The organism is Streptomyces sp. NBC_00286 (assembly GCF_036173125.1).
Classification (GTDB): domain Bacteria; phylum Actinomycetota; class Actinomycetes; order Streptomycetales; family Streptomycetaceae; genus Streptomyces.
In genome coordinates, this window is the sequence record NZ_CP108054.1 from 1,372,005 (window position 1) to 1,393,329 (window position 21,325).

At 70.4% G+C, this 21,325-nt stretch carries 17 protein-coding genes; 10 read left to right on the top strand and 7 right to left on the bottom strand.

Annotated elements, in window-relative coordinates; genetic code table 11:
* The first annotated feature begins 102 nt into the window (after positions 1 to 102).
* The 3 genes from galE to idi all read left to right on the top strand — a co-directional run bounded on the left by galE (position 103) and on the right by idi (position 3,298).
* Positions 103 to 1,074: a UDP-glucose 4-epimerase GalE gene (gene galE / locus OHT21_RS06335; protein ID WP_328767255.1), complete on the top strand. Its 972-nt coding sequence runs from the start codon at positions 103 to 105 to the stop codon at positions 1,072 to 1,074.
* A gap of 250 nt (positions 1,075 to 1,324) precedes the next feature.
* Positions 1,325 to 2,575, top strand: coding sequence for a bifunctional class I SAM-dependent methyltransferase/N-acetyltransferase (locus OHT21_RS06340; RefSeq protein WP_328767256.1), 1,251 nt, complete (start codon positions 1,325 to 1,327; stop codon positions 2,573 to 2,575).
* A gap of 129 nt (positions 2,576 to 2,704) precedes the next feature.
* Positions 2,705 to 3,298, top strand: coding sequence for an isopentenyl-diphosphate Delta-isomerase (gene idi, locus OHT21_RS06345; protein WP_328767257.1), 594 nt, complete (start codon positions 2,705 to 2,707; stop codon positions 3,296 to 3,298).
* A 137-nt stretch (positions 3,299 to 3,435) separates the two neighbouring features.
* Here the strand turns inward: idi and OHT21_RS06350 are convergent, their stop codons facing one another.
* Complete coding sequence (locus tag OHT21_RS06350) at positions 3,436 to 3,945, bottom strand: ATP-binding protein (protein WP_328773973.1); 510 nt, start codon at positions 3,943 to 3,945, stop codon at positions 3,436 to 3,438.
* A gap of 212 nt (positions 3,946 to 4,157) precedes the next feature.
* Here OHT21_RS06350 and OHT21_RS06355 point away from each other — a divergent pair, with 212 nt between their 5' ends.
* A complete protein-coding gene (locus OHT21_RS06355; protein ID WP_328767258.1) occupies positions 4,158 to 4,922 on the top strand; it encodes an enoyl-CoA hydratase/isomerase family protein in 765 nt (254 codons plus the stop codon).
* On the opposite strand, the gene OHT21_RS06360 is transcribed toward OHT21_RS06355, so the two are convergent.
* Complete coding sequence (locus OHT21_RS06360; RefSeq protein WP_328767259.1) at positions 4,909 to 5,544, bottom strand: DJ-1/PfpI family protein; 636 nt, start codon at positions 5,542 to 5,544, stop codon at positions 4,909 to 4,911. The two genes, OHT21_RS06355 and OHT21_RS06360, sit on opposite strands and share 14 nt — an antisense overlap.
* A gap of 445 nt (positions 5,545 to 5,989) precedes the next feature.
* Complete coding sequence (locus OHT21_RS06365; protein WP_328767260.1) at positions 5,990 to 6,949, bottom strand: GlxA family transcriptional regulator; 960 nt, start codon at positions 6,947 to 6,949, stop codon at positions 5,990 to 5,992.
* Positions 6,950 to 7,099: 150 nt separating this feature from the next.
* Here OHT21_RS06365 and OHT21_RS06370 point away from each other — a divergent pair, with 150 nt between their 5' ends.
* From OHT21_RS06370 to OHT21_RS06390, 5 genes are all read left to right on the top strand, one after another.
* Positions 7,100 to 7,966, top strand: a complete 867-nt coding sequence (locus OHT21_RS06370) for an SCO6745 family protein (RefSeq protein ID WP_328767261.1) — start codon at positions 7,100 to 7,102, stop codon at positions 7,964 to 7,966.
* Between the two features lie 126 nt (positions 7,967 to 8,092).
* Positions 8,093 to 8,236 carry an LPFR motif small protein gene (locus tag OHT21_RS06375; RefSeq protein ID WP_328767262.1) on the top strand — a complete coding sequence of 48 codons (144 nt, stop codon included), beginning with the start codon at positions 8,093 to 8,095 and terminating at the stop codon, positions 8,234 to 8,236.
* Positions 8,237 to 8,374: 138 nt separating this feature from the next.
* Positions 8,375 to 10,756, top strand: a complete 2,382-nt coding sequence (locus OHT21_RS06380; RefSeq protein WP_328767263.1) for a Tex family protein — start codon at positions 8,375 to 8,377, stop codon at positions 10,754 to 10,756.
* A 185-nt stretch (positions 10,757 to 10,941) separates the two neighbouring features.
* Positions 10,942 to 11,505: a putative glycolipid-binding domain-containing protein gene (locus OHT21_RS06385; protein ID WP_328767264.1), complete on the top strand. Its 564-nt coding sequence runs from the start codon at positions 10,942 to 10,944 to the stop codon at positions 11,503 to 11,505.
* A gap of 106 nt (positions 11,506 to 11,611) precedes the next feature.
* Positions 11,612 to 12,808: a serine hydrolase domain-containing protein gene (locus OHT21_RS06390; RefSeq protein WP_328767265.1), complete on the top strand. Its 1,197-nt coding sequence runs from the start codon at positions 11,612 to 11,614 to the stop codon at positions 12,806 to 12,808.
* 3 nt (positions 12,809 to 12,811) lie between these two features.
* Here the strand turns inward: OHT21_RS06390 and OHT21_RS06395 are convergent, their stop codons facing one another.
* Positions 12,812 to 14,452, bottom strand: coding sequence for an ABC-F family ATP-binding cassette domain-containing protein (locus OHT21_RS06395; RefSeq protein ID WP_328767266.1), 1,641 nt, complete (start codon positions 14,450 to 14,452; stop codon positions 12,812 to 12,814).
* Between the two features lie 863 nt (positions 14,453 to 15,315).
* Positions 15,316 to 16,350, bottom strand: coding sequence for an oxidoreductase (locus OHT21_RS06400; RefSeq protein ID WP_328767267.1), 1,035 nt, complete (start codon positions 16,348 to 16,350; stop codon positions 15,316 to 15,318).
* Positions 16,351 to 16,416: 66 nt separating this feature from the next.
* Here OHT21_RS06400 and OHT21_RS06405 point away from each other — a divergent pair, with 66 nt between their 5' ends.
* Positions 16,417 to 17,364, top strand: a complete 948-nt coding sequence (locus OHT21_RS06405; protein ID WP_328767268.1) for an FAD-dependent oxidoreductase — start codon at positions 16,417 to 16,419, stop codon at positions 17,362 to 17,364.
* 132 nt (positions 17,365 to 17,496) lie between these two features.
* Here OHT21_RS06405 and OHT21_RS06410 read toward each other — a convergent pair whose 3' ends face one another.
* Both OHT21_RS06410 and OHT21_RS06415 read right to left on the bottom strand, forming a co-directional pair.
* Positions 17,497 to 19,206: a BCCT family transporter gene (locus OHT21_RS06410; protein ID WP_328767269.1), complete on the bottom strand. Its 1,710-nt coding sequence runs from the start codon at positions 19,204 to 19,206 to the stop codon at positions 17,497 to 17,499.
* 111 nt (positions 19,207 to 19,317) lie between these two features.
* Positions 19,318 to 21,279: a Xaa-Pro dipeptidyl-peptidase gene (locus OHT21_RS06415; protein WP_328767270.1), complete on the bottom strand. Its 1,962-nt coding sequence runs from the start codon at positions 21,277 to 21,279 to the stop codon at positions 19,318 to 19,320.
* Between the last annotated feature and the right edge of the window lie 46 nt (positions 21,280 to 21,325).

The window sequence follows — 21,325 nt, forward strand, 5'->3', positions numbered from 1 at the left end:
TCGGAGCCCCGCGCCCCAAATCGCAGTCCCAGAACGGGGCTTATCAGGGCAAGAATCGCGGCCCGCTCCGGAGTCGATCGGTCCGGCATAGGGTGAAGGACCATGACATGGCTGATCACAGGCGGAGCAGGCTATATCGGTGCACATGTGGCGCGGATCATGGCCGATGCGGGAGAGCGCGTCATAGCGCTCGACGATCTCTCGACCGGGATGTCCCATCGGCTCCCGTCGGACATTCCTCTCATTCAGGGCTCATCGCTCGACGGAGAGCTACTGAAGCGGACGTTCGCTGAACACACGGTGACGGGAGTGGTGCATCTCGCCGCGCGCAAGCAGGTCGGCCAGTCCGTGGCCCAGCCCACGCGCTATTACGCGGAGAACGTGGGAGGGCTCGCCACGCTCCTCGAAGCGGTCGCCGAGGCGGGCATCGAGCGCTTCGTCTTCTCTTCGTCCGCGGCCGTCTACGGCAACCCGGATGTGGATCTCATCACGGAGGACACTCCCTGCGCCCCGATGAGCCCGTACGGCGAGACGAAGCTCACCGGTGAGTGGCTGGTGCGCGCGGCGGGCCGGGCGCACGGAATCGCCACCGTGTGCCTGCGCTACTTCAACGTGGCGGGCGCCGCGGCACCCGAACTGGCCGACACCGGTGTCTACAACGTCGTCCCGATGGTCTTCGACCGGCTCACCCGCGACGAGGCCCCGAGGATATTCGGCGCCGACTATCCGACGCCGGACGGCACCTGCGTACGCGACTACATCCATGTCGCCGATCTCGCCGAGGCGCACCTCGCGGCGGCCCGGCGGCTGACCGCGGCCGGCGCGACGGGCGATCTGACGGTGAACATCGGCCGCGGTGAGGGCGTTTCGGTACGCGAGCTCGTGACGCTCATCAGCGAGGTCACCGGCGACACCCGCCCCGCGATCGTCGAGCCCCGCCGCCCGGGCGACGCCCCGCGCGCGGTGGCCTCGGCCGCGCTGGCCGCCGAGGAACTGGGCTGGACCGCGCGGCACGGGGTGCGCGAGATGGTCGAGTCGGCCTGGGAGGGCTGGCGGCTCCACCACTCCGGCTGATCGCGCCGGGTACGCGGAAGCATTGGCCTCGTACGCGGCAGCATTGAGGGTCGGCCTATTGGGAGGCGGGGCCGTGGCCCTCGGTGCTAACGTGGCCGCGATCTGGGAGGTGGGTTGATGACCGTCGCGTTCCGCGCTGCCGCGCGCAGCGACTCAGGCATCCCCAACTCCCGGGCCCGCGGCTGACATTCGTCGGCACTCGCTGCACTTCTGAATCATCGGCCGGGCCCCTCACCCAAGGGTTTCCACGTTGACCGACAACGCTGAACACAACGCCTTCTTCACCCTGCGCCACGGACTTCCGCGGCAGAGCCCCGGCTCCGACGCCACCACCCGGCACCTCCTCTCGCTCGCGGGCCCGCTGCCCGCCCGTCCGCGCGTCCTCGACCTGGGCTGTGGCCCCGGCCGCTCCGCACTGCTGCTCGCCGCGGAGGCGGGCGCCGAGGTGACCGCCGTCGATCTGCACGAGCCGTTCCTCGCGGAGTTGCGGGCCGCCGCCGAGGAGCGCGGGCTCGCCGACGCGATCCGCACCGTCAAGGGGGACATGGGAGAACTCCCTTACCCGGACGGCTCGTTCGACCTCATCTGGGCCGAGGGCTCGGCCTACATCATCGGCTTCGACACCGCACTGCGCTGCTGGCGGCGCCTGCTCGCCCCCGGCGGCACGCTCGTGCTCACCGAGTGCGGGTGGACCACCGACACACCCTCGGCGGGGGCCCGCGCCTTCTGGGCGGACCAGTTCGAGCTGCGTACGACCGAGGAGAACCGCCGGGCGGCCGAAGCCGCCGAGTACACCGTCCTCAGCACGTACCAGCAGCCCGAGTCCGACTGGGACGAGTACTACGGTCCGCTCGCCGCCAAGGCCGACGCGGCCGATCTCGCCCGCCCCGGCATGGCCGAGGCCGTGGCCGGCGCCCGCGACGAGATCGCGCAGCGCCGGGAGCACGGCGGCGAGTACGGCTACGTCGGATACGTACTGCGGCCGAAGGACCCCTCCGGCTGGTTCATGCGCCCGGAGACCGAGGCCGACCGCGCCGAGGTGTACGCGGTGAACGCCGCGGCCTTCCCGACCGAGGCGGAGGCCAGTCTGGTGGACGCCCTGCGCGCGGACCCGGAGGCCTGGCTGCCGGGCCTGTCGTACGTGGCCGAGGCAGCGGACGGCACGGTGGTGGCGTACGCGCTGCTCACCCGCTGCCAGGTCGACGGTGCGTCGGCGCTCGCGCTGGCGCCCGTGGCGGTGCGGCCGGAGTATCAGCGGCAGGGCGCCGGAGCGGCCGTCGTACGCGCCGTGCTGGAGGCGGCACGCGCGCGCGGGGAGCAGTTGGTACTCGTACTCGGGCACCCGGAGTACTACCCGCGCTTCGGCTTCACGTCCGCTTCGGCATACGGCATCCGGCCCGGTTTCGACGCCCCTGACGAGGCGATGATGGCCCTGGTACTGGACGATTCCGCGCCGGTACCGACGGGCACGATCAGGTATCCGGCCGCTTTCGGCGTCTGATCGGTGAGGCCCCGCTTGTTCGGATTCGGCCGCGCGGGCGGAACCGGACAAGCGGGACATCGCGTGGTGTCGGGCGTGCCGGATTCGTACGGCAGACTTGGGTCCCGAAGTCCGATGCGAAGGATGGGTATGCCGATCACACGTGGCACCGCGACGCACACCTCGTCGAACGGCTCCGCCGAAGCGATCCTGCTGGAACTGGTCGACGAGGACGGCACGACGATCGGCACCGCGGAGAAGCTCGCCGCGCATCAACCGCCCGGGCAGCTGCACCGGGCGTTCTCGGTGTTCCTGTTCGACGAGCGCGGCCGGCTGCTGCTGCAGCAGCGGGCGCTCGGCAAGTACCACTCCCCCGGCGTCTGGTCCAACACCTGCTGCGGCCACCCCTACCCCGGTGAGGCGCCCTTCGCGGCGGCCGCGCGACGCACCTACGAGGAGCTCGGCGTCTCGCCGACCCTGCTCGCCGAGGCGGGCACGGTCCGCTACAACCACCCGGACCCGCACTCCGGTCTGGTGGAGCAGGAGTTCAACCACCTCTTCGTCGGCATGGTCCAGTCGCCGCTGCGGCCGGATCCGGAGGAGGTCGGTACGACGGTCTTCGTGACGCCCACCGAGCTGACGGAACGGCACGTCAGGGACCCGTTCTCCACGTGGTTCATGACGGTGCTGGACGCCGCCCGCCCCGCGATCAGGGAACTTACGGGCCCCACCGCGGGCTGGTGACAAAGCGCTCCGCTGGAAAGCCGGTTTGAAGGTGCGGGCCCGTCGTGGCTGGTCGCGCCCCGCGGCGGAGCCGCATCTGTCACAGCCCCGCGCCCCTGAAGGGGCGCGACATCGCACCGCCACTTCAGCAGGTCCGCCTAGCTGGGCGGTACGGGTTTGAGGGGCAGGGCGGCCCAGATCACCTTGCCGCCGGTCGCGGTGTGTTCGACGTCGCAGGCTCCGCCCGCTTCCCTGGTGATCTCGGTCACCAGGAGCAGGCCGCGGCCGCCGGTCTGGGCGTGGTCCGCCTCCAGGGCGGTCGGGCGGTAGGGGTGGTTGTCCTCGACGGAGACCCGCACCCACTCGGCGCCGACGGCGACCTCCACGGCGAGCATCGGCGAGAGCAGCGCCGCGTGCCGCACCACGTTGGTCACCAGCTCGGAGACGATCAGCAGCAGCCCCTGGACGAGGTCGTCCGAGGCGGGCACGCCCTGGCGGGCCAGCAGATCGCGTACGGCATGCCGTGCCTGCGGCACCGAGGCCTCGACGGAGGGCGCCGTGAACCGCCAGACTCCCTCGTACGGCAGTGGGTCCGGCGGTCTGCTGTCGCCGTCCGTGTCCCCGCCGCCTTCAGGGCGAGGGTCGCGCCCCCGCCCATGGTCGTCCATCGTCCGGTCGCCACCCTTGCGCTCGATCGTCACCACACGTCGAGTGTTGGTAACGCAGTGGTGCCAACCCAAGTCCTGAACAGAAGTCAGCGAGTATCGACGCTTTCTGACCGTCTGCATATGACACCGACGACCCGCGAGACCGCTCCCTGCCCTTCTTGTACCGAATTCGGAACTCTTCGGTTTGTACGGGTACAGATAGCATCCGGCGTATGGAGCCGCAGTTGTTGCACAGCGTCACCGACGGGGTCGCCACCGTCGTGATCCACCATCCGGCGAAGCGCAATGCCATGACGGCCGGCATGTGGGCCGCGCTGCCGCCGCTGCTCGACACGCTGGCCGCCGACCCCACCGTACGGGCGCTGGTGCTCACCGGCGAAGGCGGGACCTTCTGCGCGGGGGCCGACATCTCGACGCTGCGGGCCTCCGCCGACGAGGCGCAGGGTCTCGCGGTACGCGCCGAGGACGCGCTCGCCGCCTTTCCCAAGCCGACGCTCGCCGCCGTACGTGGCCATTGCGTGGGCGGTGGCTGCCAGTTGGCGGCGGCGTGCGATCTGCGGTTCGCGGACGAGGGCGCGCTGTTCGGCATCACACCGGCGAAGCTCGGGATCGTGTACCCCGCTTCCTCCACACGGCGGCTGGTGTCGCTGGTCGGGCCCGCCACCGCCAAGTACCTGCTGTTCTCGGGCGAGTTGATCGACACGGAACGCGCGCTGCGGACCGGCCTGGTCGACGAGGTGCTGCCGGAGGGCGAACTCGACAAGCGGGTCGCGGAGTTCACGCGCGTACTGGCCACCCGCTCACAGCTGACGCAGGCCGCGGCAAAGGAATTCGCGGACGGCCGCATGGACCGGGACGCCTACTGGGCCGGCCAGGCGCGCGGCAGCGGCGACACCGCGGAGGGCGTCGCCGCCTTTCTGGAGCGCCGTCAGCCACGCTTCACTTGGACCACCTCAGGCTCAACTACACAAGGGTGAAGCGGCTGTTGGTGCGGAACTCCTCGACGAGATGCGCGGGCGCCTTCTGCGGGGACCCCGCGTCGTAGGGCGGCTGCGGGTCGTACTCGATCATCAGCTGTACGGCCTGGGCGTGTTCGTCGCCCGCGAGCCTGCCGACCAGCGTGAGCCCCATGTCGATGCCGGAGGAGACCCCGGCGGCGGTGACGTACTTGCCGTCGGTCACGACCCGTTCCCCCGTCGGCTCGGCGCCGTACTGCTTGAGGAAGTCGAGGGCCAGCCAGTGTGAGGTGGCGCGGCGGCCGTCGAGCAGTCCGGCCGCGGCCAGCAGCAGGGAGCCGGTGCACACGGAGGTCGTCCAAGTGCTGGTGGCGTCGGTGGCGCGCAGCCAGTCGAGGAGCGTGTCGTTCTCCATCTGCGCGAACTGACCGGGCCCTCCGGGGACCACGACGACGTCGGGACTCTGCACCTCGGCGAGAGTCTTGTCGGCGGTGATCGCGAGGGCGCCGGTGTCGGTGCGTACGGGGCCCGTCTGCTCGGCCACGAACACGGTCTCCGCGTCGGGGAGGCGGCCGAGGGTCTCGTACGGGCCGACGGCGTCCAGGGCGGTGAAACGGTCGAAGAGAACGATGGCGATCTGCATCGGAGTCCTTTCGGGTCGGTCGGTGCGGTCGGGTCAGTCAGTTCGTTCGGGTCGGTCGAGTCGGTCGGGTTCGACGGGTCAGCCGGGTCCGTCGGGTCGGTCGGGTTCGTCGGGTCCGTCGGGTCCGTCGGGTCGGTCGGGTTCGACGGGTCAGCCGGGTTCGATGGGTCCGTCGGGTTCGACGGGTCCGTCGGGTCCGTCGGGTCCGTCGGGTCGGTCGGGTTCGACGGGCCCGTCGGGTCCGTCGGGTCGGTCGGGTTCGACGGGTCCGTCGGGTCGTTCGGGTCGGTCGGGTCGGTCGGGTTCGACGGGTCCGTCGGGTCGGTCGGGTTCGACGGGTCCGTCGGGTCCGTCGGGTCCGTCGGGTCGGTCGGGTCGGTCGGGTTCGACGGATTGGCCAGTTGGCTCAGGCGGTGGGCTCGGCCGGTGAGTTGAGGCGGCGGCTTCAGTCGGCGGGTACGGGGCGGAAGCGGCGGCGATACTCCGCCGGGGCCGCGCCCAGGGTCCGTACGAAGGCGCGGCGCATCGCCTCCGGGGTGCCGTAGCCGCAGGCGCGGGAGATCTCCTCGATGCCGTCGGTGGTGTCCTCCAGGAGACGGCGGGCGTGTTCGAGGCGTACGCGGTCGACGTACCGGCCCGGGGTCATGCCCGTCTCCGTCTGGAAGGCTCGGGCGAAGTGGCGCGGGGAGAGGTTGGCGCGGGCGGCGAGCGACTCGACCGTCAGGGGCTCGCCGGGGTGTTCGCTGATCCACTGCTGCACATCGCGGAGCGGTTCGCGCTGGGCGGTCTGCGCGGCGAGCTGGGCGCTGAACTGCGCCTGGTTTCCCGGGCGTCGGAGGAACACGACCAGATGGCGGGCGATGGCGAGGGCGGTCTTGCGGCCGAGGTCCTCCTCGACGAGTGCGAGGGCGAGGTCGATGCCGGAGGTGACTCCCGCCGAGGTGGCCACGTTCCCGTCCCGTACGAAGATGGGGTCCGGGTCGACGTCGATCGCCGGGTGGTCGCGGGCGAGCTTGTCGCAGGACGCCCAGTGGGTCGTCGCCCGGCGGCCGTCCAGGAGGCCCGCCGCGGCGAGCAGAAGCGCTCCGGTGCAGACGGACACCAGGCGCTCCGCGCGCGGGCCGTTTTCGCGCAGCCAGTCGACGAGGTCCGGGTCCGGGTTCCGGGTGCCGTTGCCGCCCGGGACGAGCAGGGTGTGCGGGGCGGGGGCGTCGGTGAGGGCGTGGTCCGGGACCAGGGTGAGGCCGCTTGTCGCACGGATGGGGGCGCCATCCAGGGTGGCGGTGCGGATGCGGTACGTACCGGGGTGGCCGGTCTCGGCGCCCGCGAAGACCTCCACGGGGCCCGTGACGTCGAGACTCTGGATGCCCTCGAAGAGGACGACGAGAACGGTTCGGGGTGCCATGTGCTCGATTCTTGGCGAGTGCCGTGATGGCCGCAATGACGAGCAGCCCACCTTTCCTGCCACGCCGACGGCCCTGCCGAGGGAGGCTGCCGAGAGGGATCGACGGCACGGCATTCCGTTCGTACTGAGCAGTCGGTTAGCCTGCGCCTCATGACCAGTGCTCTCGAGGAGCGCGCCGGACGGCGCTGCCACAACGTCCTCAATCCGCTTCACTCCGCGCTCTACTTCTCGCCGGACCTGGGGCGGGAACTGGCCGATCTCGGGGTCGCCGACCGCAATGCCGCGTACTTCGCGACGCGGGCCGCGGCCATGGGGGCGGCGGGTGCGGGTGTGGTGACGGCGACGTTCTACAACTTTCGCCACGAGCTGGTGGCGAAGCACGTACCGGAGGTGTGGCGGACGGCGTCTCCGGAGGCCGTGCTGGCGGCACGCGCGCGTGCCGCCGATTCCACGCTGCGGCGGCTGCTCGGTGACGAGGTGATCGGGTCTCCGGAGATGGCCGAGGCGGCTCAGCTCGCGCTGCGGGCGACCGAGGCCTGCGTACGGACCGCACGCCCGCTGTACGCGGCTCACGCGGACCTGCCCGTGCCCGACGAGCCACACCTTGCGCTCTTTCACGCGGCCACGCTGCTGCGCGAGCACCGCGGGGACGGGCATCTCACGGTGCTGCTCGGCGCGGAACTCGACCCCCTAGAGGCGCTGGTGAGCCACACCGCAACCGGCAAGGGCATGTCGCCGAGGTGGGTCCTCGCCACCCGTGGCTGGCGGCGCGCGGACTGGGACGCCGCGTCCGGGCGGCTCCGGGAGCGCGGACTGCTCGACGCCGAGGGCGAGTTGACGGCGGACGGCGTCGAACTTCGCCGGGAGATCGAGTCACAGACGGACCGCCTGGACCGGGGCCCGTACGAGCACTTGGGCGCGGAGCGGGTGGAGCGTCTGAGGGAGCTGGCGACCGGGTTCCTGATGACCGCGCTGGCGGCGGGGGCGTTCCCGGAGGACATGACCGGCAAGGGCTGAGGGCACGCGCGCGTGCCGCCGCGCCCCCGCCCAACCGCCGGAGGCCCACGTATCAGAACCGTTCTCCGAGGTACCCGGACGTCCCCGGCCGCGACCGAACGGGCCGGGAGACGAAAGGAGAAGCACGTGCTCCGTGCGATCGCAGACGTGTTGCGACAGATTGGCGGGGCGATCGCCACAGTGGTGACGCTGCCGTTCCGGGCCGTCGCCCGGCTGCTCGGCGGCGCCTCGCACTCCACGCGACGCACCGGGAGGGCCCGGAGGGTATGACTCCGGACCGCCCTCGGAGCCGGACTCGCCCAGGGCGTGTCCGGCTCTGTTCATGGTCGGGCGCCGCCCTGATCCCCCGTTGTCGGTGCCACCTGCCACAATTGCCGCGCAACCTCAGTGAGAAGGCGGTACGGGATCGTGACGACAGCCGGATCCATCGCAGTAGGGTCCATCGAAGGCAGGATCGCCGAGGAGCTCGGCGTACGGGAGCGGCAGGTCAGAGCCGCCGTGGAGCTGCTCGACGGCGGTTCGACGGTGCCCTTCATCGCCCGCTACCGCAAGGAAGCGACCGAGATGCTCGACGATGCGCAGTTGCGCACGCTCGAGGAGCGGCTGCGCTATCTGCGGGAGCTGGAGGAGCGGCGGACGGCGATCCTCGAGTCGGTGCGTGAGCAGGGCAAGCTCACCGACGAGTTGGAGGCCCGGATCCGCGGCGCCGAGACGAAGGCGCGCCTGGAGGACATCTATCTGCCGTTCAAGCCGAAGCGGCGGACGAAGGCGCAGATCGCGCGCGAGGCGGGTCTTGAGCCACTGGCCGAGGGCCTGCTCAGTGACCCCTCCGTAGAACCTCTGGCCGCGGCCGCGGCGTTCGTCGACGCCGACAAGGGCGTGGCCGACCCGCAGGCGGCCCTCGACGGTGCCCGCGCGATCCTCACCGAGCGCTTCTCGGAGGACGCCGACCTGATCGGCGAGCTGCGTGAGCGCATGTGGGTACGCGGGCGGCTCGCGGCCAAGGTACGGGAGGGCAAGGAGGAGGCGGGCGCCAAGTTCGCCGACTACTTCGACTTCGCCGAGCCCTTCACGGAGCTGCCCTCGCACCGCATCCTGGCGATGCTGCGCGGCGAGAAGGAGGAGGTCCTCGACCTCGTCCTGGAGCCCGAGGAGCCCACGGACGGGCCTTCCTCGTACGAGGGGATCGTCGCGAACCGCTTCGGGATCGCCGACCGGGGCCGGCCCGCCGACAAGTGGCTGACGGACACGGTCCGTTGGGCCTGGCGCACCCGCCTCCTCGTGCACCTGGGCATCGACCTGCGCCTTCGGTTGCGTACGGCCGCCGAGGACGAGGCGGTCAACGTCTTCGCGGCGAACCTGCGCGACCTGCTGCTCGCCGCCCCCGCGGGCACGCGCACGACGCTGGGCCTCGACCCCGGATTCCGTACGGGCGTGAAGGTGGCCGTCGTCGACGCGACCGGCAAGGTCGTCGCCACGGACGTCATCCACCCGCACGTCCCGGCGAACAGGTGGGACGAGGCCATCGCCAAGCTCGCCCGGCTCGCCAAGGAGCACGCGGTCGAGCTGATCGCGATCGGAAACGGCACGGCGTCCCGGGAGACGGACAAGCTCGCCGGTGAACTCATCACCAAACACCCGGAGTTGAAGCTCACGAAGGTGATGGTGTCCGAGGCCGGCGCCTCCGTCTACTCGGCCTCGGCCTTCGCCTCGCAGGAGCTGCCCGGCATGGATGTGTCGCTGCGCGGCGCCGTGTCCATCGCACGGCGCCTGCAGGACCCGCTGGCCGAGCTGGTGAAGATCGACCCGAAGTCGATCGGCGTCGGCCAGTACCAGCACGATCTGTCCGAGGTGAAGCTGTCCCGGTCGCTGGACGCGGTGGTCGAGGACTGTGTGAACGGCGTCGGAGTGGACGTGAACACGGCGTCCACGCCGCTGCTGGCGCGGGTGTCCGGGATCTCGTCCGGGCTCGCGGAGAACATCGTGGCGCACCGGGATGCCAACGGCCCGTTCAAGTCGCGGTCCGAGCTGAAGAGTGTGGCGCGGCTGGGTCCGAAGGCGTACGAGCAGTGCGCAGGGTTCCTCCGGATTCGCGGAGGTGACGATCCGCTGGACGCGTCCAGCGTGCACCCGGAGGCGTATCCCGTGGTGCGGCGGATGGTGAAGACGGCGGGCAGTGAGGTGGCCTCGCTGGTCGGTAACACGAGCGTGCTGCGCTCGCTGAAGCCGGACGACTTCGTGGACGAGACGTTCGGTCTGCCGACGGTGACGGACATCTTGAAGGAGTTGGAGAAGCCGGGGCGGGACCCTCGGCCGGCCTTCAAGACGGCGACGTTCAAGGAGGGGGTGGAGAAGATCTCCGACTTGGCCTCCGGGATGGTGCTGGAGGGGGTCGTCACGAACGTGGCCGCCTTTGGCGCGTTCGTGGACGTCGGTGTGCACCAGGACGGGCTTGTGCACGTCTCCGCGATGTCCAAGACGTTCGTCAAGGATCCGCGGGACGTGGTCAAGCCTGGGGACATCGTCAAGGTGAAGGTCCTTGAGGTGGACATTCCGCGGAAGCGGATCTCGTTGACGCTGCGGTTGGATGACGAGGCTGCGCCCAAGGAAGCGCGCGGTGGGGGGCGGCCGCAGCGGGGTGGGCGAGCGCCGCAGCAGCAGCGTGGGCAGCAGCAAGGTCGCGGTGGTGGCGGGGGGCGGCAGGCGCCGGCGCCCGGCAACAGTGCCATGGCGGATGCGTTGCGGCGGGCCGGGTTGGTTGACCCTAAGGGGGGTCGGGGGCGCGGGTGAGTGTTCTGGGGGTGGGTGGGTTGGGGGGTTTCTTTTCCCCAAGCCCGCCCCTTCCCGGAACTGGGGGCTGCGCCCCCAGGCCCCCACGGGTTGTGTTTTGGCTGCCGGTCCGTTGTGGCTGGTCGCGCAGTTCCCCGCGCCCCTAGAGGGGCGTCTGTCCGAACCCGGCTCTATAAAATGGGCGTATGTCCGTCTCACGTGTTCTCACTTGGGAAGTTATTGCCAGCACTGGGTACGAGACTGCCTGGGTCGAAGTGGGGGCCGGTGGGCTTACGGCGCGCGGGCGTGCTGTTGGGACGGTGCCGGAGCCGTACTGGATCTCCTACGAGCTCGACACGGCCGACGGGTTCGTGACGCGTCGGCTGTACGTCACCGCTGAGTCCGCGGACGGTACTCGTACGCTCGATCTGCGGCATGACGGAGCGGGACGGTGGACGGCGAACGGTGACCGTCTGCCCGATGTCGACGGTGCTCTCGACTGCGACCTCGGCTCCTGCCCGCTCACCAACACCATGCCGGTGCTACGGCATGGGCTCCATCAGGCGTCCGGGGAACGGGAGTTCCTGATGGCGCTGGTTTCGGTGCCGGAGCTGGACGTACTGCCGTCGCCGCAGACCTACACGCACCTGGGCCAGGGCAAGATTCGCTTCGTGTCCGGGGACTTTCGCAGCGACATCGAGTTCGACGAGGACGGCTTCGTAGTCGATTACCCGGGGATCGGGACACGGCTTGGGCGGTCCGGCGGGTAGGGCCCGTTGGGCCGAGTGCAGTAGCACGAGCGGCTGCCTGGATCTTGGCGGGCGAAGCTGGATTGCCCGGATTCCCCGGGTTCGCGCCGTCGTTCAGGGAGAGCTGATGCCGTCCCCCACTCCATCCCGCCGTCGTTCCCCGCTCGGGCCCCGTCTGGGTGCGGCCTCCCTCATCGCCGTCTGTCTGACCTTGCTGTCCCCGGCCGCCGCCGGTGCCGCCGCGCCGCCCGGACCGCACCCCCGCGGCCCACTCCAGGAGCAGTTGGAGGAGCTGGTGCGCTCGCCGGGTGGCCCGCCGGGTGTCATCGCCGTTCTGCGTGACGGCAGGGACAGGCGGGTCGTCCGGGCCGGGGTCGCGGATCTGGCCACGGGTCGGCGACCCGCCCCTGATGACCACATGCGCATCGCCAGCGCGGCCAAGGCGTTCAGCGGTGCGGTGGCGCTGTCCCTCGTCCAGCGCGGCGAATTGCGTCTGGACGACACCTTGGGCGAGCGGCTGCCCCGTCTGCCCGAGTCGTGGGGCGCCGTTACGCTGCGCCAGTTGCTGAACCACACCAGCGGACTGCCCGACTACTCGCAGGCTCCGGCGTTCGTGGAGACGGTTCAGGCCGATCCCCGGCACCGCTTCGACTCCCGCCGGCTGCTCGACTTCGTCGCCGACGAGCCGCTGCGCTTCCGGCCCGGCTCCCGGTACGAGTACTCCAACTCCGACAACATCGCTGTCGCCCTGATGGCGGAAGCGGCGACCGGCGTCAGGTACGAGCGGCTGCTGAAGGAGTTGGTGTACCGGCCGCTGGGCCTGCGTGACACCAGCCTGCCTCAGGGCTACCGGATGCCGGAGCCCTATCTGCACGGCTACGACGTGAGCCCGCCCGAGCCGCCTGAGGACGTCAGCGAGGTCCTGAGCATGTCCGGCGTATGGGCTTCGGGCGGCATCGTCTCCCCGCCCGCCGACATGACCCGGTTCATCCGCGGCTACGCCGGAGGGCGGCTGTACGGCGACGATGTCGTCCGGGAGCAGCGGCGCTGGATCCCCGGAGCCGCGTCCGAACCCGCCGGGCCGGGGCGTAACGACGCGGGACTCGCCATCTTCCGGTACACGACCCGGTGCGGGGTGGTGCTGGGCCACACCGGCAACACGCTCGGCTATACGCAGCTGATCGCGGCCACGCCGGATGGTCGCCGGTCGCTGACCTTCTCCGCCACCACCCAGATCAACCAGGCCCTGAAGCCCGACCTGCTGCGCCAACTGCGCGCCGTACAGGAGAACTTCGTCTGTGCGCTGCTGCGGGACAGGGGCTGACTCCTAGCGTTCCGTTACCTTGCCGTTGGTGACGTCCAGGCGGCGGGTGACGTGGATTGCGTCCAGCATGCGGCGGTCGTGGGTGACCAGGAGCAGGGTGCCCTCGTACGCGTCGAGGGCTGATTCCAGTTGCTCGATGGCCGGCAGGTCGAGGTGGTTCGTCGGCTCGTCCAGGACCAGGAGGTTGACGCCTCGGCCCTGGAGGAGGGCCAGGGCGGCGCGGGTGCGTTCGCCGGGTGAGAGGGTGGCCGCCGGGCGCAGGACGTGGTGAGCTGTGAGGCCGAACTTGGCCAGGAGCGTGCGGACTTCGGCCGGTTCGGTGTCCGGGACCGCCGCGCAGAACGCGTCCAGCAGGGACTCGGAGCCGTAGAACAGTGCGCGGGCCTGGTCGACCTCGCCGATCAGGACGCCGGAGCCCAGGGAGGCGTGGCCCGCGTCCACGGGTACGCGTCCCAGCAGGGCGCCCAAGAGCGTGGACTTGCCCGCGCCGTTGGCGCCGGTGACGGCCACGCGGTCCGCCCAGTCGATCTGCAGCGTCACCGGGCCGAGTACGAAGTCGCCGCGTCGTACCTCCGCGTCGCGCAAGGTGGCGACCACGGCCCCCGAGCGCGGGGCGGCCGCGATCTCCATGCGCAGCTCCCACTCCTTGCGCGGCTCCTCGACGACGTCGAGCCGTTCGATCATGCGCTGGGTCTGCCGGGCCTTCGCGGCCTGCTTCTCGCTGGCCTCGCTGCGGAACTTGCGGCCGATCTTGTCGTTGTCGTTGCTCGCCTTGCGCCGGGCGTTCTTGACGCCCTTGTCCATCCAGGAGCGCTGCATCTGGGCGCGCTCGGCGAGTGCGGCGCGCTTGTCGGCGTACTCCTCGTAGTCCTCGCGGGCGTGCCTGCGCGCGACGTCCCGTTCCTCGAGATAGGCCTCGTATCCGCCGCCGTACAGCCTGATCTGCTGCTGTGCGAGGTCGAGTTCGAGGACCTTGGTGACGGTGCGGGTGAGGAACTCGCGGTCGTGGCTGACGACGACGGTGCCTGCGCGCAGACCGGAGACGAAGCGTTCGAGGCGTTCCAGTCCGTCCAGGTCGAGGTCGTTGGTGGGCTCGTCGAGGAGGAAGACGTCGTAGCGGGAGAGGAGGAGGGAGGCGAGTGAGGCGCGGGCCGCCTGGCCGCCGGAGAGGGAGGTCATGGGCTGGTTCAGGTCGACGCCGAGGCCGAGCGAGTCGGCGACCTGGTCGGCTCGTTCGTCCAGGTCGGCGCCGCCGAGGTCGAGCCAGCGCTCCAGGCTCGTGGCGTACGCGTCGTCGGCACCCGGTGCTCCGTCGACGAGCGCCTGCGTGGCCTCGTCCATCACGCGCTGGGCCTCCGCCACGCCGGTGCGGCGGGCGAGGAACTGCCGTACGGTCTCGCCCGGTCGGCGTTCCGGCTCCTGTGGCAGGTGTCCGACGGTGGCGGTCGGCGGGGAGAGCCGGAGCTCGCCCTGCTCGGGTTTGAGCAGCCCCGCGAGCATGCGGAGCAGGGTGGACTTGCCCGCGCCGTTGGCACCGACGAGTCCGATCACATCGCCGGGGGCGACCACGAGGTCGAGCCCGGCGAAGAGCGAACGGTCACCGTGACCGGCGGCGAGGTTCTTGGCGACGAGGGTGGCAGTCATCAGGCGCTGATCCTAATCGCCCGTCGAGGGGGCGGGCGCCTGGGTTTCCCGCGGCTCGCAGGGGGCGCAGCCGGGGCGGATGCTGTGGCTCTGCGTCGGCCCGGCCCTGCGGATTTCGCCCCCACCGCCCTTACCCGTCCCATACCAAGGGGCTCCGCCCCTGGACCCCGCTGGGGGCTGCGCCCCAGACCCCGCTCCGGGTTGCGCCCCCGGCACCGCTGGGAGCTGCGCCCGGACCCCTTCGGGACTCTGCCCCGGACCCTGCTCGGGGCTCCGCCCCTGGACTCGCTCGGGACGCCGCCCAGGCCCTGCTCGGGGCTCCGCCCCGAACCCTTTCAGGGCTCCGCCCCCGGCCCCGCCGCTCGGGACTCCACCCCCGGCCCCGCGCTCGGGACTCCACCCCAGATCCACTCGGGACTCTCCCCCCCAGACCCCTTCAGGGCTCCGCCCCCGGCCCCGCCGCTCGGCGCTTCACCCCCGGCCCCGCGCTCGGGACTCCACCCCAGATCCACTCGGGACTCCCCCCAAACCCCTTCAGGGCTCCGCCCCCGGCCCCGCCGCTCGGCGCTTCACCCCCGGCCCCGCGCTCGGGACTCCACCCCAGATCCACTCGGGACTCCCCCCAAACCCCTTCAGGGCTCCGCCCCCGGCCCCGCCGCTCGGCGCTTCACCCCCGGCCCCGCGCTCGGGACTCTGCCCCGGACCCGCTCGAGGCTCCGCCCCGCGCCCCGTTTCGGGGGCCACCCCCAGACCCCCGCTCCTCAAGCTCCCCCAGCTACCCCTGGGAGGTGCCCCCAAGGGGCTGAATCTGGGCAGGCCGCCCCCGCCGCAACGGGCACCGTCCGGCGCGGGAGCCGACCCCCTCAGCCCCCCATCGCCTCCACCAACACACTCCCCGAAGTCCGCGCCACGATGAAGGACTCCCCCTTCGTCGCCTTCGCGTGCAGCGTGAGCCGGTGTTCGCCCGCCTCCAGCACACCGTCGAAGAGCTCGTACGCGTGTGTGCGGTACAGCCTGTCCAAGCGGTACGCGGTCAGCTGGACCCGGCAGGCGGACGTGACCTCGACGTTTGCCTCGCCGTCTGTGGCGGTCAGGCGGGTGAGGCGGCGTTGTTCCTGGGGGCTGCGGTCCAGGGCGTGTTCGATCTGGGCTACCAGGAGCGGGACTATCGGGGCGAGGCCGTCTACGTACGCGACCTCGACGCCTGCGCGGTCGAAGGACTGGCGTACGGCGGCGCGTTCCTGGTCGGTGACGGCGCGGCCGAAGGCGACGGCGCCGTAGGTGCGTAGCTCGTCGGCGGGGATGTCGGTGGCGTCCTGGGTGGTTTCGGCGCCGATGCCGATGATGCGCAGGGCGGCGGCGAGTTTGGTGAGGACGGCGGCTCGGGTGCCGATGAGCAGGACCCGGCGGCGTTCGCCACCGGCGGCGGTGAGGCCGGGGCTCGTCAGCAGGGAACCCAGCGCGGCGCGGTACTCGGTGCCGCGGAAGCGGAACGGCCCTATCCCGTGGTAGCCGTTGAGCTCCAGATCCGCCCGCTCGTCCGTCTGCCAGGCGAAGTCGCGCCACACATAGTCGTCGTCGCGTCTCTCGATCACGGCGGTGACGGCACCGCAGGCGAGGTCCTCGCACTCCGGACAGCCGTAGATGACGTACCGTCCGCACGCCAAGGGAGCGTCGGCTTCCAGCAGGAGACTGCGCACCTGCGCACTGAAGATCGCGGGCGGTATGTCGGAGGCGAGCGGGGAGACGGCGTCGAGGTCGGAGAGCTGGAACAGCAGCGGCCGTCCGTCGACGATGAAGTCCACGAAATCCCGGTGCACTTGGTAGTCACCGTTGGTGAGGACTCCACCGGCGCGCATAGCCGGTGCCAGGCCGAAGGTCGCGTACTCGGCAGACATGCTGTGAGTATCCCCAGACTGGCAGTGATGTGAGCACGGCATGACGGATTCCGTTAGCGTCCGGCTGTGAACAGTGAGCGGAACGATGACGTGATCGTGGTCGGCAGCGGTGTCATAGGACTCACGACGGCCGTCGTCCTCGCGGAGAGCGGCAGGCGCATACGGGTCTGGACGCGGGAGCCCGCCGAGCGGACAACCTCGGCTGTTGCCGGCGCTCTGTGGTGGCCGTACCGGATCGAGCCAGAGGTACTCGTCGGCGAGTGGGCGCTCCAATCCCTGTCCGTGTACGAGGAGTTGGCGGCGCGGCCCGAGGAGACGGGCGTACGCATGGTCGAGGGCGTACATGGCGAGACAGTGCTGGACGGGCTCGGGGCGTGGGCCGCGCGGGTGCCGGGGCTGCGGGCGGCGACGGCCGGAGAGTACGCCGGGGTGGGATTGTGGGCGCGGCTGCCGCTGATCGACATGCCCGTCCATCTGGCCTGGCTCCGCGAGCGGTTCGCCAGGGCCGGGGGAACGGTCGAGGAGCGATACGTCACGGATCTCGCGGAGGTCCCGGCGCCGGTCGTCGTCAACTGCACGGGCTTGGGCGCCCGGGAGCTCGTACCGGATCCGGGGATGTGGCCGGTGCGGGGGCAGTTGGTGGTGGTGGAGAACCCTGGGGTGACTACTTGGCTGACCTCGGGGGACGCCGGCTCCAAGGCGACGTACTACTTTCCGCAGCCGGGCGGTCTGATCCTCGGCGGGACCACGGATGACGGCGACTGGTCTCTGACGCCCGATCCCGCCGTGGCCGAAGCGATCGTACGGCGGTGTGCCGCACTGCGGCCGGAGATCGCCGGAGCCCGGATCATCGACCACCGGGTGGGCCTGAGGCCGGCCCGTGAAGCGGTGCGGCTGGAGCGTGAACTCCTGCCCACCGGCCGGGTGTTGGTGCACAACTACGGCCACGGCGGGGCGGGCGTAACAGTGGCGTGGGGCTGCGCACGGGAGGCGGCGGAGCTCGCCTCCCGCTAAGTGGACGGTCGGTACCGCGCCCCTAAAAAGAAGGCCGAAGGCCTCTTTCTAGGGGCGCGGGGAACTGCGCGACCAGCCACGTACGACCCGCAGCCAACAGCCGACCGCAGTTCCCCTGCTCAACCAGCGGAGCTACCGGTGCTCGTGCCCGAGCGGGTCTCCCTCCGTGTCGGTACCGGGCCCGGGCCCAACCCGGATCCCAAAGTCCCCGTCGTACTGCTTGTGCCCCTCGATCACGGCGAGTTCGACGGCCTCGGAACCCATCGCACTGCGCACGATGACCGGGTCCTTGCGCAGATCCTTCATCAGGGCGAGACACATCCCGATCATGACCAGGACGAAGGGAGCGGCAGCGAGGATCGTGAGGTACTGCAGGCCCTGGAGGGCGTCCCCCTTGCCGCTGCCGATGAGCAGCATGATCGCGGCGACGGCCCCGGTCACCACGCCCCAGAACACCACGACGAGACGGCCGGGTTCGAGGGCGCCCTTCTGGGAGAGCGTGCCCATCACGATGGACGCGGCGTCGGCTCCGGAGACGAAGAAGATGCCGACCAGGATCATCACGAGCAGGCTGGTGACCGTCGCGATGGGGTACTCCTGCAGAACGCCGAAGAGTTGGCCCTCGGGCGTCGCCTCTTCGCCGAGCCGGCCGGCCTCCTGCAGCTTCATCGCGGAACCGCCGAAGATGGCGAACCAGACGAGGCTGACCGTGCTGGGTACGAGGATGACGCCGCCGATGAACTGCCGGATGGTCCGGCCGCGGCTGATGCGGGCGATGAACATGCCGACGAACGGCGTCCAGGAGATCCACCACGCCCAGTAGAAGACGGTCCAGCCGCTCAACCAGTCTGCGGTTCCCTCGCCGCCGCTGGCGTCGGTGCGGCCGGCGAGCTGCGGCAGGTCGCCCACGAAGGAGAACACCGAAGTGGGCAGCAGATCGAGGACGATGACGGTCGGGCCTGCGATGAACACGAACAGGGCGAGCAACAGCGCCAGCACCATGTTGATGTTGGACAGCCACTGGATGCCGCGCTCGATGCCCGAGATGGCCGAGGCGACGAAGGCCAGCGTCAGCACGGCGATGATGACGATAAGCAGTCCGGTGCTCACGTTGTCCATCCAGTTCACCTCCGTGATTCCGGAGCCGATCTGGAGCGCGCCGAGGCCCAGTGAGGTCGCGGAGCCGAAGACGGTGGCGATGATCGCGAGGATGTCGATCGCCCGGCCCGCGTGGCCGTTGGCGTGCTTTTCACCGATGAGCGGGGTGAACACCGCGCTGATCGTCTGGCGCCGGCGTTTGCGGAAGGTGCTGTAGGCGATGGCGAGGCCGACCACCGCGTAGATCGCCCATGGATGCAGGGTCCAGTGGAAGAGCGTGGTGGCCATCGCCGTCTCCATACGTTCCGCGGAGTCGGCGGGGCTGGTGCCCGGCGGGGGTGTGTTGTAGTGCGAGAGCGGCTCGCTCACCCCGTAGAACATCAGGCCGATGCCCATACCGGCGCTGAACATCATCGCGACCCAGGAAACGGTACGGAACTCGGGCTCCTCACCCTCGGTGCCCAGGTGGATCCTGCCGTAGCGGCTGACCGCCAGCCAGAGCGCGAAGACGACAAAACCGGAGGCGGCGAGCACGAACGCCCAGCCGCCGTTGTGCATCAGGCCGTCGAGCATCTTGCTCGAGGCGCTTTCCAGTGAGTCGGTGGCGACTGCGCCCCAGATAACAAAGGCCACGGTGAGCGCTGCGGTGACGCCGAACACCACACGGTCGGTTTCGTGGCCGGGGCCGCCTGGGATGTCCGAAGAACCTCCCAGGCCTCCCCTCTGCTTCAGGTCTTCTGTCATCGGCGGCACCTTCCCCTGAAAACCGATCGGAAACACATGTTCCTTGTTGCGCTACTAGTTCTTTGTTGCGCCCCTAGGAACTACCACAGGTGCCGCCGTTCCCAACACTGCTCAGCGGCTGTCTCCCGGCACCCGCTGCGGGGTCCGAGGCTCGTCGACTCCGTCGAGCCTAGCCTCCGGGCTGACGTGCGGGGATCCCTTGGTGGCGCCCGAGAAGGCCTTGGCGCCTCCGACGAACGGGACACGGGCCCACGTACGGGACAGGTCGAGCTTCAGTGTCGGCTTGGTCGACGGCGGATCGATGAGGTCCTTGTCGGTGCCCGCGACGATCAGCGCGAGACGGTGCCCGGCCGGGACGACGTGGTCGCTCGCGTGCAGGTCGAGGCTGATGGTGTATGGCTTGCCCGGCGTGAGCGGGACGCCCTTCAGGTCGGAGGCGTGGTTGCCGAGGTCGGCCCAGCCACGGCTGAACACCGTGTAGTCGACGTCCGCGGTCTTGGCCTTCGTCTCCTTGAAGCAGGAGCTGTCACCCGTGGTGCTCGGACCCCAGCAGGTGCGGTCGGTGAGCGTGGTGATGCCCTCGCCCGCGTCGGCGTAGTCGCGGATGGTGTCCGGGCCGAGGTCGACAAGTACCGCGGACAGATGGGCGGTTGAGGTGCTCGGCGTGGCGGTGACGGTCACCTTGGAGGAACCGGACAGCCGGAGGTCTCGGGTGAGCGGCTTGGTGATGAATCCGGCCTTACTGGGCGTGGACTGGTCGATCTGCGCGGCCCAGTCGGTCTCGTCCTGGCTCGGGTCGTCGGTGAAGGTCTCGGTGCCCGATCCGGTACGCAGCCCAAGGGTGCCGACGCCCGCCTGCTCGCCCTTGCCGGGGCGCAGGCTCACGGTGTCGGTGCCGCGGGGCGGCCAGACGCGCGACGTCTCCCACTTGTCCGGGGCGCGCTCGATGTCGGCCATCGGCTCGTCGTCGATGCCGTTGTCGTAGCCGAGGAGTTCATGGTCGAACCAGCGGTGCAGGGTGTCCACCCACTCGGCGCGGCGGAAGTCGAAGGGGTCGACGTGGCCGGTCTGCGACAGCCAGATCTTGCGCTCGACACCGTTCTTCGCGAGGGCGTCCCACCACTGGCCGAAGTGCTTGGCGCGGACGTTGAGGTCCTGCATGCCATGGATGACGAACACGCTCGCGTCGACCTTGTGGGCGTCCTTCACGTGGTCGCGCTCGGTCCACAGCTTCGTCCAGTCGCCGGTGCGCGGGGCTCCTTCGACGAGTTTCTGCTGCACGGCGGCGCACTTGGCGCGGGCGTCGGGGCTCTCGACGTAGTTGGACAGCCAGTCGGGTCCGGAGTCGTACAGCGGGGCACCCTTGGCGAAGTAGTAGTCGTACCAGGAGGAGATGGCCCCGATCGGGACGATCGTCTCCAGGCCCTCGACTCCGGTCGCGGCGACGCCGTTGGCCACGGTTCCGTCGTAACTCTTGCCGATCATGCCGGTCTTGCCGTTGGTCCAGTCCGCCTTGGCCTTCGTACTGCCCGTGCGGGAGGTGTAGCCCTTGGCGCGGCCGTTCAGCCAGTCGACGACGGCCTTCGCGGACTGGACGTCGGAGCGTCCGCCGACGTCCACGCAGCCGTCGGAGCGGTTGGTGCCGGCGAAGTCGACGCCGACGAAGGCGTAGCCGCGCGGCACGAAGTAGTTGTCGTAGTACAGCGGCATCTGGACGACGTTGCCGTTCGCGTCGTACGTCTTCTTCTGGCTCTCGTTGCCGCGCCCGCAGCAGGAGTAGTACGGGCTGGCGTCCATGATCACGGGTATCTTCCGCCCCTGCCGGGCGAGTTCGCGGGGCCTGACGATGTCGACGGCGACGCGGTCGGTCTTCCCGTCCTTGTCGCCGTCGAGCCGGGTGTCCACCCAGACGGATTCGCGTATCGCGTTGTCGTACGAGTACACGGGCTTACTCTCCCGCGGGGCGCTCTGCGCGGCGGCCGGGGTGAGGAGTGTGGCCATCAGGGCGGCGGTGGCCGCCGTCGCGAGCGTTCTCCAGGTCCTGAAGCGCATGACGCGCGCACGTATCGGCATGGCCGGAAGGTACCCCGGTCAACTCCTGGGCGAAAGGGGGACTTTG

Coding starts and splice junctions, on each gene's coding strand:
- galE (WP_328767255.1), top strand. CDS start 103: ATGACATGGCTGATCACAGGCGGAGCAGGCTATATCGGTGCACATGTG.
- idi (WP_328767257.1), top strand. CDS start 2,705: ATGCCGATCACACGTGGCACCGCGACGCACACCTCGTCGAACGGCTCC.
- OHT21_RS06350 (WP_328773973.1), bottom strand. CDS start 3,945: ATGGACGACCATGGGCGGGGGCGCGACCCTCGCCCTGAAGGCGGCGGG.
- OHT21_RS06355 (WP_328767258.1), top strand. CDS start 4,158: ATGGAGCCGCAGTTGTTGCACAGCGTCACCGACGGGGTCGCCACCGTC.
- OHT21_RS06360 (WP_328767259.1), bottom strand. CDS start 5,544: ATGCAGATCGCCATCGTTCTCTTCGACCGTTTCACCGCCCTGGACGCC.
- OHT21_RS06365 (WP_328767260.1), bottom strand. CDS start 6,949: ATGGCACCCCGAACCGTTCTCGTCGTCCTCTTCGAGGGCATCCAGAGT.
- OHT21_RS06370 (WP_328767261.1), top strand. CDS start 7,100: ATGACCAGTGCTCTCGAGGAGCGCGCCGGACGGCGCTGCCACAACGTC.
- OHT21_RS06385 (WP_328767264.1), top strand. CDS start 10,942: ATGTCCGTCTCACGTGTTCTCACTTGGGAAGTTATTGCCAGCACTGGG.
- OHT21_RS06390 (WP_328767265.1), top strand. CDS start 11,612: ATGCCGTCCCCCACTCCATCCCGCCGTCGTTCCCCGCTCGGGCCCCGT.
- OHT21_RS06395 (WP_328767266.1), bottom strand. CDS start 14,452: ATGACTGCCACCCTCGTCGCCAAGAACCTCGCCGCCGGTCACGGTGAC.
- OHT21_RS06400 (WP_328767267.1), bottom strand. CDS start 16,350: ATGTCTGCCGAGTACGCGACCTTCGGCCTGGCACCGGCTATGCGCGCC.
- OHT21_RS06410 (WP_328767269.1), bottom strand. CDS start 19,206: ATGACAGAAGACCTGAAGCAGAGGGGAGGCCTGGGAGGTTCTTCGGAC.
- OHT21_RS06415 (WP_328767270.1), bottom strand. CDS start 21,279: ATGCCGATACGTGCGCGCGTCATGCGCTTCAGGACCTGGAGAACGCTC.